Source organism: Legionella pelazae (assembly GCF_052527395.1).
In genome coordinates, this window is sequence record NZ_JBNVZS010000001.1 from 256,899 (window position 1) to 270,505 (window position 13,607).

Sequence of the window (13,607 nt, forward strand, 5' to 3'; positions counted from 1 at the left end):
GCTTTTTAGCAAGGCAAAAACATGACTAAGTTTTTTGATCTCGCTGTAATAGGAGGTGGAATTAACGGCTGTGGCATCGCCGCAGATGCAGCCTTACGAGGTTTGTCCGTTGCTTTAATAGAAAAAGATGATATTGCCTCAAAAACATCTTCCAACAGTAGTAAATTAATTCACGGTGGCTTAAGGTATCTTGAGTATTATGATTTCGCTTTGGTAAAAAAAGCACTTGATGAACGGCAACTATTACTTTCTTTAGCACCGCATTTAGTTAATCCATTACCCTTTGTGTTACCTTATTTAACTTCTATGCGTCCTATGTGGTTATTGCGCTTAGGTTTATTTTTATATGACAATATAAGCCGTAAAAATAAATTGCCCAAAAGCAAGCTAATTAAACGACAAACTTCCCTGCCTTATTTTTCACCATTAAAATTGCCCATAAATAAAGGGCTTCTTTTTTATGATTGTCATACAGATGATGCAAGACTAACCCTAGCTAGTGCTTTGCAGGCCAAACAACATGGTGCTGATATTTATTCTTATACCGAGCTTGTTCATGCCATAACTGAAAACAATATCTGGCATTTAACGCTTAGAAATCCTCAAGGCAAAGAAATTCTATGCCGAGCGCAAGCAGTAGTTAACGCGACAGGTCCCTGGGTTACTTCAATGAATGAACTATTGTCTCTACCTAATCAACAACCGATATCTTTGATTAAAGGTAGCCACATTGTTGTGCCTAAACTTTACAAGAATGAGCATGCTTATTTATTGCAAAATAATGATAAGCGAATTGTTTTTGTTGTTCCTTATTATCAATATTCAGTCATTGGTACAACAGATACACCTTTTACCGGCGATCTCAATCAAGTTAAGATTGACACTCAAGAGATAGATTACCTTCTACAAATAGTTAATGGCTATTTTAATCAAATTTTAACACCCAAAGACATTGTCCATACTTGGAGTGGCGTAAGACCGCTTCTTGCAGGAGAAGGTTATTCTCCTCAAGCACTTAGCAGAGATTATATTTATCACTTCACCTCTAATCCTGCACCCGCGTTAACTATTTATGGCGGTAAAATTACTACTTACCGGCAACTAGCCAAAGACGCTGTTAATCAACTTAAAGCAATTTTTCCTCACTTAAATCCATCAATCACTCATAAAACACCCTTACCAGGCGCAACATACAATGGCATAACCTATAAGGAGTATATAAAATATGCTCAAAATAAATATTGCTGGCTTCCTCATGATACTTTAACTCGTTTACTTACAACTTACGGAACTAACTTAGAAATTCTACTTGCTAATTGTAAAAATTTAACTGATATGGGCCAAGATTTTGGTTTTGGACTCTTTCAAAAAGAGGTCGATTATTTACGCAAACATGAATGGGCAGTACAGATAGAAGATATTTTATGGCGGCGCACTAAATTAGGTTTTTATTACACTGAGCCATTAAAAGAAAAACTAAAAAATTATTTACTCTCATGAATTTAAACCGCTCTTATGATAATAGATCAGGAAGGTATATCACTATTTTAGTGAAGGGTTGGATTTGAGCGCAGGTTGTACGAAAATAATTCTGAAAAAGCGCAGCATAGCTATCTATGTGAGCATCCCCATCTACATGGGGACAAGCTTTGAAGGATTATTTTTGTGCAAGATGCGCCGAATACAGCCCTTCGGTGGTAGGACTTACCTCTTATCTTTATCAATTGCTTCACGTATAGCTGTTACATCAGCTGCAATAGTTTGGTTAAGCAATTCATTTAATGAAGACTCAGGCAAATTGCCTGAATCGGAATAAACAATTATACCTTGTTTAAAAATCATGAGATGGGGTATTGAACGAATGTGAAAAGCCTGTGCTAATTCTGTTTCTTTTGCTACATCGACCTTTGTAAATATAATATTTGGATTTGCACGAGCAACACGTTCATATACTTCAGCAAATTGCTTACAAGGCGCACACCAATCAGCCCAAAAGTCAACAAGAACGATATCGTTCTGATTAATAAGTTGTTCTAGCTGGGAGGCATTGGTATTTAATTTTAGCATACGATATTTCTCTCGGCAGCTTTATTGAGTGCTACAAGAATATTATTAAAAATGCTATCAGCATCCCCAATCCCACTCACCCGATGGAAATAGGGAGCATTAGCCTCTCCTGACTTAGCCCATTCTTCATAATAATGAATTAAGGGCTCAGTTTGCTGATGATAAACTTCTAATCGTTTAGCAATTGTTTCTTCTCTATCATCATCACGCTGAATAAGTGACTCTCCAGTAACATCATCAAAGCCCTCAAGCTTAGGAGGATTAAATTTAATATGATAAACTCTTCCTGAAGCCACATGAACACGCCTTCCACTTAATCGATTCATAATTTCACTATCTGGCACTGCAATTTCGATAACATGGTCTAAGTGAATATTAGCTCCTCTTAATGCTTCAGCTTGAGGCAATGTTCTTGGAAAACCATCAAATAAAAAGCCATTCTGGCAATCGGGTTCTTTTAAGCGTTCTTTAACTAAACCTACAATGATGTCATCAGAAACTAACTTACCTGCGTCCATTATCGCCTTGGCATTTTTGCCCAGCTCAGTTCCTGCAGCAATAGCTGAACGGAGCATATCACCTGTAGAAATTTGGGGTATATTGAAATATTTAATTAACTTAAGGGCCTGGGTACCTTTGCCAGCACCGGGGCTACCTAATAACATTAAACGCATTAATTAGCTCCTAATTATGACTTAAATTCAATCTGTAATAATTACATTTATTTTAACTAGTATATTAATTTTACAGCACAAATTATTAATAAACTCGACCAATTTAGATTAACCTTTAATCAGTGACAACGGCTTAACTGTGCATGATAAATATCTGCTCGTGTACTTACTTTTCTTGCTACTTGCATAACCCAAGGCCTTTTCAAGTAAGTTTGATGCTGATAACCGCCAATCCCTTCATGATAAGCTAAATAGAGATTATACGCATCATTACGAGGAATTCCTGTGCGTAGATGGATCTGGTTGATATACCAGCCAATAAAATCGACCGCATCAGTAAAGTCACCTCGGGATGACCATAACCGACTATTATTTCTTTTATAAAGCTTCCATGTTGTATGCAAAGCTTGAGTATAGCCATAGGCGCTGGAAGGCCTTTTCCAGGGAATGACCCATAATATTCTCGTTCGCTTAGGACGCGCTCGGCCGTCAAATTTTGACTCTTGATGGATTATGGCCATTTGTACAGAAATAGGCACTTTCCAGCGATGTGCCACCTCTTTAGCATCTCTATACCAGCCAGGATATTGCTTAAAAATATAGCAAAGATTATCAACGTTACGTGGTGGTTTGGTCGCGCAAGTAGATAATAAAAATGGCAAGCTGATTACAAAGAGACGTAAGAAATTCATTTAGAATGGAAACCAATATAAAAATAGACTTATTAGTAGCAAAAAAGCTTCTAAAATAAAACTCTTTTAGAAAAAATTCTTTACTAATTAGATTGTTTCTGCAAAAGGACATGTTAAAATCTTAAAATGCAAGTTTAGGATAAACATCACAAGTCAAAAAACAATGAAGTTGCAGCAAAAGTAGACAAAGCGCAAAAACAGTATTAACTTAACTATTTTGTCCGCTTTAATAAATTATCATTGATTTAAAGGTTTTGATGATTCTTAAAATTTAAGTTTAAATTAAAAATAATACATTATTTATTGAGAATTTAATTGAACATCTTAGTCTTTGATATTGAAACTATTCCTGATATTGAAACAGGAAGAAAATTATATAATTTAGATGATTTATCTGATGAAGATGTAGCTACCGCCATGTTTGCTTTGCGAAAAGCTAAAACTGGAAACGATTTTCTACCTCATTATCTTCAAAAAGTTGTTGCCATTTCTTTAGTACTCAACCAAGAACAACAACTTAAAGTATGGTCTTTGGGCACTGAGCAATCCGAGGAAAAAGAATTAATTACGCGTTTTTTTACAGGCCTTGATAAGTTTATGCCCACATTGATTACCTGGAATGGAAGCGGTTTTGACTTACCTGTATTACATTATCGTGCCCTCTTACACGGTATAAGTGCACCTACTTACTGGGAATATGGCGAAAATCAGCAAGCATTTCGCTTTAATAATTATTTAAATCGTTTCCACTACCGTCATTTAGATTTAATGGACGTTTTAGCCGCTTATCAAAATAAAGCATTTGCTCCTTTAGATGAAATTGCCAGTATGTTAGGGTTTCCCGGTAAAATGGGTATGAATGGCGCCAAAGTTTTAGATAGTTATTTTGCTGGAAATGTAAAAGAGATCCGAGATTATTGTGAAACTGACGTATTAAATACTTACTGTATTTATCTACGCTTTGAGCTGATGCGCGGAGTGTTTAATCAAGAACGCTATAATCAAGCTATTAACCAGCTAAAAACCTATTTAGGTAATAATTTACATAAAACTCATTTGCAAGAATTTTTAAATAAATTGGCTTAAAAGCAATAACCTACAATTTAATAGGCGAGAATTAATCTACTGTTTATCGGTTATAGGTTGATGTAAAATTTTTCTTAATAGCCACGCATCTTCTAGGCCACCAGCATCTTGATAATAATCTTTTTTAATGGAATCCTTTTGAAATCCAAATCGCTGATATAAAGCAATAGCACGTTGATTACTTGGCCTGACCTCTAAAATAATACTATCAATTAAGCTACCCTTTAATTTATCAATAATTGTTTGTAGCAAATATTTCCCTAAACCTTGACCCTGCATAGAAGGGGCAATACATAAATTTAATATATGATAGACTGTGCAAGTCTCACGCGAAATGATATAACCAACAATAAATTTTTCTTTATCTATTTCTTGCTCTAATACCTGGCAATCATAGCCCACTAAGATACAATCACTTATAATATTACGGCTCCAAGGCGCGCGATGTCCCTTTAATTCAATGCCATATACTTCATCTAGATCAGAGAATTGCATTGAACGAACGGTAAACATAAATGGCTCACCTTCTTAATAATTTTTATAGTTAAAATAATTAAATGTAGCTTCAGTCTACTTAAAAACCACTTAAATATAAGCATTTAATCCTTAATCTCTAACGCTAATTGTAGTTTCTGCTATAGGGATTATCAATTTCTAAATAATCACTCACATCTTTTGGTAATGTGCTAAATCATAAGCTCAAGAGATGTCAGACTCAACCTAAATAACTTGATTAAGTGAAACAAATCATTAACCAGGTTGAAACTTTGTCAACCTAGTTAATGATGATTTATTATTTTTTCTTCTTTTTGGGTAAGTATAAATCAGTTATCGTCCCTTCAAAAGCTTCTGCTGCCTGTCCAACTGATTCTGATAAAGTAGGATGTGGGTGAATGGTCAACGCAATATCTTCTACATCACAACCCATCTCAATAGCTAAGGCTGTCTCTGCAATGAGATCGCCTGCACTTATACCGACTATACCTGCCCCTAAGATTCGATGAGTGGTTGGGCAAAAGAGTAATTTAGTCATACCTTCCTCTCGACCCATACTAAGCGCCCTACCACTTGCTGCCCATGGGAAAACGCCTTTCTCATAAGCAATTCCTTTTTCTTTTGCCTCTTTTTCAGTTAAACCTGCCCAAGCTACCTCAGGATCAGTATAAGCAACGCTTGCAATACACTTAGGCGCAAACTCATGTTTCATTCCAGCAATAACTTCTGCAGCAACTTTTCCCTCAGGTATTGCCTTATGAGCTAGCATGGGCTGACCCACTACGTCACCAATAGCAAAAATATGAGACACGTTGGTCCGCATCTGCTTATCAACAGGAATAAAGCCTCGCTCATCGACATGAACACCCGCTTTTTCAGAATCAATTGATTTCCCATTTGGTCTTCTACCAACAGAAACAAGAACTTGTTGAAACTTTAGTGGGGCATCCGTTTTATGCTCGCCTTCCATAGTTACATAAATACCATCTTTTTTGGCTTCTACAGCGATCACTTTCGTCTTTAGTAAAAAGTTAACGCCCTTCTTACTCATGCGTTTTTGTAATACAGTAACTAAATCCGTATCGGCACCAGGGATAAGCTGATCCATAAATTCAACGACAGTCACTTTAACACCTAAAGCTGAATAAACAGTGGCCATTTCCAGTCCAATAATACCGCCACCAAGAACGAGTAAATCGCCCTTGATATTAGCTAATTCTAAAGCACCTGTGGAACTAAAAATACGTGGGTCTTCAGGAATAAAAGGTAAATTAACAGACTCACTACCTACGGCAATGATTGCATTTTCAAAATCTATCGTTTGCTTATTATCAACACTAATTTGATTAGGGCCTGTAAACTTAGCAGTACCATTAACAACTTCTACTTTACGCTGCTTAGCTAGGGCTTTTAAGCCGCCCGTTAACTTGCCAACTACTGAGTTTTTCCACGTAACTAGCTTTTTATTGTCAAACTTAGGCTTTCCAAAGGTGACCCCCTGTGCTGCCATCTCATGAGCTTCTTCAACTACTTTAGCAATATGCAGAAGCGCTTTTGAAGGAATACAACCTACATTGAGACATACACCGCCTAAAGAAGAATACCTTTCTATTAAAACTACTTTCTTACCTAAGTCAGCAGCACGAAAAGCCGCCGTATAACCACCTGGGCCACTACCAATAACGACTACTTCTGCTTTAATACTTTCACTCATTACGGCCTCATTATTAAGTTCAGTTAATCTTATCTACTTTTCTTTTGCGCATTTAATAAAATGCATACTATAAAATAATTCTACGAATATCACTCAGTAGCTCAGCAATATAGCGAGTAAATCGTGCAGCTTCTGCACCATCAATAACGCGATGATCATAAGATAATGATAACGGTAACATTAGCCTTGGTTTAAATTCATTATTAGTATAAATAGGTTTTATAATAGATCGCGATAAACCCAGAATAGCAACCTCAGGACTATTTACAATGGGTGTGAACGCTGTACCACCAATACCTCCTAGGCTTGAAATGGTAAAGCAACCGCCGCTCATATCCATAGGGGTTATTCCCTTTTCCCGAGCCCGCTGACTTACTTCAGCCATTTGGCGTGCTATTTCACCCACTGATAATTTATCTACACCTTTTAACACAGGAACCACTAGCCCATTCGGTGTCTCAACAGCAATACCAATATTGCAATATCTTTTATAAATTAAATTTTCCCCAGCACTATCCAACGAAGCATTAAACTGTGGAAAAGCAAGCAATGCCTTGCTAACTACTTTCGTAACAAATGCTAAAATTGTTAACTTATAGCCAGCATTCTTTGCAGCCTCTGTTTCAGCTTTTCGAAAGGCTTCTAAGTCAGTGATATCTGCTTCATCAAATTGGGTAACATGAGGGATAGTTAACCAAGAACGGTGAACATTCTGTCCAGTTAGACGTTTTATCTTATTCAGTGGCTTTGATTCAATTTCGCCAAACTTACTAAAATCAATTGCAGGAGTTGGTGGTAAAGAAAATTGGCCTGATGTAGGTTGCTCTGCTAATTTCGTTTTAATAAAAGCCTGAATATCTTCTTTAGTAATTCTGCCTTTACGCCCTGTGCCTTTTACCCTAGCCAGGCTAACGCCTAACTCTCTAGCCATTCGCCTTACTGCCGGGCCTGCAAAAATATTGCTACCTGCAGCTTCTGAATCTTCACTAACTGGCTCTTGGGTTTGAGTTTGTGGCTCTGATTTTTCAGGTAGCTGCTCTTTTACCCCTTCTGCTTCCTCTATCTGGTCTTTAGATTTTATTTCTAATTGCTGGGCTACAGCTTTATCAGATTGCTTTTGATCTAATTCTTGCGTCTTCAATGTTAAAATTAATGTTCCTTGTGCTACTTTATCACCTACTTTTATAGCAACATGCTCTACCTTTCCAGCAGCAGGTGCTGGAATATCCATGGTAGCCTTATCACCTTCTAAAGTGATTAAAGCTTGATCTTTTGCGATATCATCGCCAGGCTTAACCATAACATCAATAACATCAACATCAGTGGCCCCGCCAATATCAGGAATGACAACATCAACTTCCTTGATCTCATCAGACGTATTATTTTGCTTTGCTTCAGACTTATCTACCTGATGGTTTGATTGCTCAGTATGAGCTTGATTGAATGTCGTGTCCTTTTGTTTATCTTCTTTAACCTCTTCTGCTGTTTGGGCTTCATCAGAAAGAGTCAAAATGACGTCGCCTTCGCTTACCTTATCGCCAACTTTTACTAATATTTTATTTACTTTTCCAGCTTGAGGTGATGGAATCTCCATGCTTGCTTTATCTGACTCTAACGTAATTAGAGACGTATTAACATCAATTTCATCGCCAGGATGCACTAAGATTTCAATAACATCTACATTATTAGCTCCACCAATATCAGGAACTTTTATTTTAATTTCATCTGTCATGTTTATCCTCAGCCATAGACTCTTGAGCCTAATGTCATTTATTTCTTACGACTTATGCCCACTGCTGGAACCAAGCAAGGGGCAAAAAGTATACTCTAATTAATGTGTAGCTGGATCTAGCTTATCAGTATCAATATTATAACGTTTTAAGGCATCACTAATGACACTTTTCGGTAAATCACCTTGTTCAACCAACACCTCTAATGCAGCTAGAGTAATAAATTTTGCATCAACTTCAAAGAAATGTCTTAATTGAGTTCGTGTATCACTACGGCCGTAACCATCTGTTCCCAATACTTTATATAAAGATGGCACAAAAGGCCTAATTTGATCCGCATATAAACGCATATAATCAGTCGCAGCGACTACAGGGCCTCGACAATCCTTCAATTGCTGAGTTACGTAACTTTGACGAGGTGTTTTTTCTTCTGGATGCATTCTATTATAGCGTTCAACAGCCAAACCATCGCGGCGTAATTCATTAAAACTAGTCACACTCCAAATATCGGCAGTCACTTTATAATCTTTTTGTAATAATTCAGCTGCAGCAATTACTTCGCGTAAAATAGTTCCACTGCCTAAGAGCTGAAGATGTGCTTTCCCTTTTTTAGAACTCTTATGTAGCCGATACATGCCTTTAAGAATGCCTTCTTGAACACCTTCAGGCAGCTCAGGATGACTATAATTTTCATTCATTACTGTTATGTAATAGAAAATATTTTCCTGGTTAACATACATGCGACGTAAACCATCTTGAATAATAACTGCGAGTTCATACGCATAAGTTGGATCGTAGGTAACGCAATTAGGAATAGTCGATGCCAATATATGACTATGTCCATCTTGGTGCTGTAAGCCTTCGCCTGCTAATGTAGTTCGACCAGCTGTTCCACCGAGTAAAAATCCTCTAGCCTGTATATCACCAGCAGCCCAAGCTAAATCACCAATGCGCTGAAAACCAAACATAGAATAATAAATATAGAAAGGAATCATAGGCAGTTTATTAGAGCTATAAGACGTTGCAGCTGCAATCCATGAACAAAAAGCACCAGCCTCATTGATACCTTCTTCTAAAATTTGACCATCTCGTGCTTCGCGATAATACATAACCTGTTCATGATCAACAGGGGTATATAATTGTCCTACCGGCGAATAAATTCCAACCTGACGAAACAACCCTTCCATACCAAAGGTTCGACACTCATCGGGAACAATAGGGACAATTTTTTTACCTATTTCTTTATCTTTTAATAAGAGTGTTAAAAGACGAACAAATGCCATAGTCGTTGAAATTTCTCTATCGCCAGAGCTTTTTAACACGGGTTCAAAATAAGATAGATCGGGAATCTTTAATGGCTCGAAATCCGTACTTCTCGCAGGTAAGTAACCACTTAAAGATTCACGCTGCTTACGCAAGAATTGCAACTCTGGGCTATCATCAGCAGGACGGTAAAAAGGAATTTCGGTAATTTTATCATCGCTGATTGGGATACTAAATCGATCTCGAAAAGCCCGTAAATGCTCAATAGACATTTTCTTTTGCTGATGGGTGATATTTTGGCCCTCGCCAGCGGCTCCCATGCCATACCCTTTAATAGTTTTTGCTAAAATAACAGTTGGAACACCTTCGCTTTCCATTGCTTGAGCATAAGCTGCATAGACCTTTTGTGCATCGTGTCCACCACGATTTAGGCGCCAAATTTCCTCATCTGACATGTGTTCAACCATTTTTTTAAGCTCAGGATATTGACCAAAGAAATGCTCGCGAACATAAGCGCCATCGTGTGCCTTATAAGCTTGATAATCACCGTCTACACACTCTTCCATACGCTTTTGCATAATTCCATTTTTATCACGCGCAAAAAGATTATCCCAACGTGCACCCCAAATTACTTTAATAACATTCCAACCTGCACCGCGGAATAAACCTTCTAACTCCTGAATGATTTTGCCATTACCGCGTACAGGGCCATCTAAACGTTGTAAATTGCAGTTAACAACAAAAATTAGATTATCTAATTTTTCACGGGCAGCAATGGTTAAGGCGCCAACTGATTCTGGCTCATCCATCTCGCCATCACCTAAAAATGCCCATACCTTCCTACCTTCAGGTTCTATTAATCCACGATTTTCTAAATACTTAAGAAACCTGGCCTGATAAATAGCCTGTAGAGGACCAAGGCCCATTGACACTGTTGGAAATTGCCAGAAATTATTCATTAAATAAGGATGAGGGTAAGATGATATCCCTTTTCCCTCTACCTCTTGACGAAAATTAGCAAGCTGTTGCTCAGATAATCGTCCTTCGAGAAAGGCGCGCGCATAAATACCCGGTGATGAATGGCCCTGAATATACAGTAAATCTCCACCATGCTTCCCATTTGGCCCTTTAAAAAAGTAATTAAATCCTACTTCATATAAGGTAGCAGCTGATGCATACGAGGCAATGTGACCGCCAAGCTCAGGCGCATATTTACCAGCCCGCAGAACCATTGCAACGGCATTCCAGCGAATAAGTGCGCTAATTCGCTTGCCAATTCCCTCATCAGGCGGCATAAGCTTTTCTTCGTGAGGCTTAATAGTGTTTCGATAAGGAGTACAGATTGTATTAGCAATCTTAACACCCTCGGCATTAGCCATATTTTGCAATTGCCTTAAGAGGAACCCTGCTCTCTCGCTACCCTCATTTCTTAATACCGATTGTAAGGCGTCCAGCCATTCACGTGTTTCAATTGGATCAATATCATTAAATGTTTCACTGGCCATGAATGTGTTCCTCGTCTTAAGTCTTATTGACAAACTTGTACTGATCGTAACTGCTTGGAGACTGCTCCAGTGCAAGCTTGTACACAAATCCGATAGTCTGATCGACAGTCACAAGTTGTTTTGCGGCATTGTAGTGGATCACGGTAAGAATTCAAATCACGAATAATCTCTCCACCTTTTACATATTGTTCATGCTGATAATAAAGGTAAGCTTCGGATGCCGATTGCTTAGCAAAAGCAACACATTGCGGACAACTATTACGACAAACTTTATTACAAGCCGCTGCTCGCTGTTCACAGACGAGCGTGCATAAATTACATGAAGCTTTCGTTTGACCTAAGGGATAATGCGTACAAGAGCTCAAAAAGATAAATAAAAAACTCAGTACGCTACGCATAAAAATAGTCATTTAAGTATACTCATGATAATAATATTTAGCCTAATATAACCAAGTCGACAAGGTAAATAAGGCAATTAAAATTAAATAAACAATCAGGGCACACTCTACTAAGCTTTGGGCATAAGGTAGTGTAATTACTTCTTCTTCCTGACCACGTGCTGCAAGCAATCCTCCTGTACTTAATATGGCATCATTATTTTGGGGTGAAGTTAAAAATATCTGCTGATAATAGTTAAATCCCTTTTGAAAGTTACCAACGAAAAGATATAGCATTAACGTTATTCTTGCAGTAGGCCAATCTAAAATATTAATTATATTTGTTGCTGCTCTTTGCGTAACTTCATAATGCATACATAAAGACACTAACCGATAAAATAGCACGCCTAGGGGGCCAATTAATATAAACCAGAAGATAATAGCAAAAAGCTCATTATTGACTTTAGCAAAGTAATTTCCTGCGCCTAATTCCTGCTCTAATTCATTAGCAGGTGTAGAATTTGGATAAAAGGGATTCTCTGGCCCAATACAATAATAAAAGATAATAAAACTCATTAAAAAACCAAAAAGGCCAAATATAAATTGGCCTATAAGTACAAATAAAATCCAAACAATTAGTAATAAAGGTAATACAAGAAGAATTAAGGCGATATAAGAGTTTTTAAGCAACCCTGTTTGAGAAAATTTACTTGTTAAATTCTCCATATAATCAGGAAACCATTTAAAGCGTGTTGCTGAAACTGAATGTATTAAATAACGCTCGCTTAAGAGGCTTAATATTATAATTAATAACTTCATGATTAATCCTTACGCATTCTATCTGATAATGCAATGGGAGTCGGATATTTTAAAACTACTAAGTAAGAAGAAACGATAAATGTCAAAATAGTAGTAGCCTGAATTAAATTAGATGCAACCTCTGAAATTAAATTGGTGCCGAGAGCAATGCTAGCAACTAAAAGGGAAAACTCACTTGCTTGGCCTAAACGAAAACCTACCTCTCTAGCAACTGGCTTCTTCTCACCTGATTTTACAAGAAGATATTGAAATACTAAAGGCTTAAGCACTAACATTAATAAAGCAAGTAAACACGCAGGTATAATAACTTGCGCTACAAAACTAAAGTTAAAAGTTGCCCCGATAGAAAAGAAAAACATCACCAAAAAGAAATCTCTTAAAGGCTTAAGGCTTTCAGCAATATAAAGAGAAATGGGACTCGATGCTAAAACAACGCCTGCAACAAAAGCACCAATATCTTCTGACAAGCCTATTTGCTCAGCTACAAAGGAAAGACCAAGACACCAACCAATTGATAATAAAAACACATATTCTTGTGTTCTATCAAAACGAGCTAAGAGCTTTACTAATACATAGCGCTCCACAGCAAAAGCAAATAATGTTAAAGAAGGCAAAGCAAATCCAACCAAAATAAAATCATTTACGGAAAGACCGTCACCTTGCGCACCATTAATTAAAATAAGCACAATAATAGCAATAACGTCTTGCATTAATAAGACGCTAATCATTACTTCACCTGTATGTTGATGATGCAAAATGGTTGTTGGCAAAAGTTTTAAGCCAATAATTGTGCTTGAGAACATCATTGTTGCACCTAAAACCCATGACTCTCCAACACTAAGCCCAAACCATCTACCTATACAAAATGCTATTACAGCAAATAGAGCTGAGCTAATAAGGGCTATTCCAGTAATTTTTTTGAGCATATGTACAAGATTTTGTGGCTGCAAATGTAGTCCTAATAAGAACAATAGGAATACAATACCTATATCGCCAACCTGTTGTACAACAGTTACATCTGTAACAAGCTTAAGGCCCCAAGGTCCTAATGCCGCGCCTAGCAAAATATACGCGACTAACAGTGACTGTCTTGTATATAAAACAAGAGTTGAAAATACTGCAGCCCCAGCAAAAATTAAAAAAATGGTATAGAAAACTGAGTCTGTATACATAATCATGTCACTG

12 protein-coding genes are annotated in these 13,607 nt (G+C 37.3%); 2 read left to right on the top strand and 10 right to left on the bottom strand.

The genetic code is table 11. From position 1 onward, the window contains the following. Positions 1-21: 21 nt before the first annotated feature. Complete coding sequence (gene glpD, locus ACQUW5_RS01195; RefSeq protein ID WP_444989211.1) at positions 22-1,500, top strand: glycerol-3-phosphate dehydrogenase; 1,479 nt, start codon at positions 22-24, stop codon at positions 1,498-1,500. Positions 1,501-1,704: 204 nt separating this feature from the next. Here glpD and ACQUW5_RS01200 read toward each other — a convergent pair whose 3' ends face one another. The 3 genes from ACQUW5_RS01200 to ACQUW5_RS01210 form a co-directional block, all read right to left on the bottom strand. Further along, on the bottom strand, positions 1,705-2,067 hold the full coding sequence (locus ACQUW5_RS01200) for a thioredoxin family protein (protein ID WP_444989213.1): 363 nt from the start codon (positions 2,065-2,067) through the stop codon (positions 1,705-1,707). After that, positions 2,061-2,741 (bottom strand): adenylate kinase, encoded by a 681-nt coding sequence (gene adk, locus ACQUW5_RS01205; protein ID WP_444989215.1) that lies wholly within the window; start codon positions 2,739-2,741, stop codon positions 2,061-2,063. Before adk ends, ACQUW5_RS01200 begins: the two co-directional genes overlap by 7 nt. A gap of 119 nt (positions 2,742-2,860) precedes the next feature. Continuing rightward, complete coding sequence (locus ACQUW5_RS01210; protein ID WP_444989217.1) at positions 2,861-3,433, bottom strand: transglycosylase SLT domain-containing protein; 573 nt, start codon at positions 3,431-3,433, stop codon at positions 2,861-2,863. Between the two features lie 315 nt (positions 3,434-3,748). Between ACQUW5_RS01210 and ACQUW5_RS01215 the strand changes: the two genes are divergently transcribed. After that, positions 3,749-4,519 carry a 3'-5' exonuclease gene (locus tag ACQUW5_RS01215; RefSeq protein ID WP_444989219.1) on the top strand — a complete coding sequence of 257 codons (771 nt, stop codon included), beginning with the start codon at positions 3,749-3,751 and terminating at the stop codon, positions 4,517-4,519. Positions 4,520-4,555: 36 nt separating this feature from the next. Here ACQUW5_RS01215 and rimI read toward each other — a convergent pair whose 3' ends face one another. The 7 genes from rimI to ACQUW5_RS01250 form a co-directional block, all read right to left on the bottom strand. Further along, positions 4,556-5,032 (bottom strand): ribosomal protein S18-alanine N-acetyltransferase, encoded by a 477-nt coding sequence (rimI, locus tag ACQUW5_RS01220; protein WP_444989221.1) that lies wholly within the window; start codon positions 5,030-5,032, stop codon positions 4,556-4,558. A gap of 280 nt (positions 5,033-5,312) precedes the next feature. Further along, complete coding sequence (lpdA, locus tag ACQUW5_RS01225; protein WP_444989223.1) at positions 5,313-6,728, bottom strand: dihydrolipoyl dehydrogenase; 1,416 nt, start codon at positions 6,726-6,728, stop codon at positions 5,313-5,315. Between the two features lie 67 nt (positions 6,729-6,795). Then, the gene (gene aceF, locus ACQUW5_RS01230; protein WP_444989225.1) at positions 6,796-8,460 is read right to left on the bottom strand and encodes a dihydrolipoyllysine-residue acetyltransferase; all 1,665 of its coding nucleotides are present in this window, start codon (positions 8,458-8,460) and stop codon (positions 6,796-6,798) included. A gap of 99 nt (positions 8,461-8,559) precedes the next feature. Beyond that, positions 8,560-11,226 carry a pyruvate dehydrogenase (acetyl-transferring), homodimeric type gene (gene aceE / locus ACQUW5_RS01235; RefSeq protein WP_444989227.1) on the bottom strand — a complete coding sequence of 889 codons (2,667 nt, stop codon included), beginning with the start codon at positions 11,224-11,226 and terminating at the stop codon, positions 8,560-8,562. Between the two features lie 23 nt (positions 11,227-11,249). Beyond that, entirely contained in the window at positions 11,250-11,636 is a 387-nt protein-coding gene (locus ACQUW5_RS01240; protein ID WP_444989229.1) for an Aq_678 family protein, read from the bottom strand. A gap of 30 nt (positions 11,637-11,666) precedes the next feature. Further along, positions 11,667-12,422 carry a hypothetical protein gene (locus tag ACQUW5_RS01245; RefSeq protein WP_444989231.1) on the bottom strand — a complete coding sequence of 252 codons (756 nt, stop codon included), beginning with the start codon at positions 12,420-12,422 and terminating at the stop codon, positions 11,667-11,669. Between the two features lie 2 nt (positions 12,423-12,424). Continuing rightward, positions 12,425-13,594 carry a cation:proton antiporter domain-containing protein gene (locus ACQUW5_RS01250; RefSeq protein WP_444989233.1) on the bottom strand — a complete coding sequence of 390 codons (1,170 nt, stop codon included), beginning with the start codon at positions 13,592-13,594 and terminating at the stop codon, positions 12,425-12,427. Positions 13,595-13,607 lie beyond the last annotated feature (13 nt).